This is a genomic window from Rhodococcus sp. 15-725-2-2b, from assembly GCF_002259075.1.
Lineage (GTDB): Bacteria > Actinomycetota > Actinomycetes > Mycobacteriales > Mycobacteriaceae > Rhodococcoides.
In genome coordinates this window covers 1-819 of record NZ_NPFL01000030.1, presented here as the reverse complement: position 1 = coordinate 819, position 819 = coordinate 1, and the positions used below count along the sequence as shown (strand labels likewise).

Genomic DNA, 819 nt, shown 5'->3' with positions numbered 1-819 from the left:
CAGGCCCGCTACGGTGGGGGCTTCCATGAGTGCACGGACGCTGATTTCACAGTCGAAGGTTTCCTGCACGGCGGCTACGACACGCATCGCAGAGAGCGAGTTGCCGCCCAGGTCGAAGAAGGAGTCGTCCACGCTGACTCGCGGCAGGTCGAGAACCTTCGTGAAAATGCCGGAGATAATTTCTTCAACCGGAGATGACGGCGCTCTGTGAACGCCGCTGGCGAATTGCGGCTCGGGCAACGCCCATTTGTCCAGCTTGCCGTTGACAGTTAACGGCAACTCGTCGATGACCATCACCACGGCCGGAACCATGTACGCAGGCAATCGCGCGGCAACTCGTTCGCGCAGCGCCCCACCATCGATTCCCGCAGACACCTCGGTAGGTACGACGTAGCCAATCAACTGCTTGCCGGTATCGGTATCACGGGCCACCACTGCCGCACGCTCCACTCCGGTCAAGGCAGCGAGTGTTGCTTCCACTTCACCGATTTCGATGCGGTAACCACGAATCTTCACCTGATCGTCAGAGCGACCCACATACTCCAGCTCGCCGTCGTGATTCCAACGAACCAGATCGCCGGTGCGATACATCCGCGAACCCAAAGGGCCGAGCGGACACGCGACGAATCGCGATGCCGTCAAGCCCGGCCGTCGCACATAACCGCGTGCCACACCCCGCCCCGCGACATACAACTCACCAACCACACCGATCGGAACCCGCCGCAAACCGGAATCCAACACAAACAACGCATCACCCGGCACCGGCGTACCGATAGGAGCTCCATGACCAGGCTTCATGGGCGCACTCATAGAGGCGTA

General features: G+C 60.8%; 1 protein-coding gene. It reads right to left on the bottom strand.

Annotated features, from left to right (window positions below; translation table 11 throughout):
* On the bottom strand, positions 1 to 819 hold an 819-nt coding region (locus CH306_RS28690; protein WP_141215490.1), incomplete at both ends, for a phosphopantetheine-binding protein.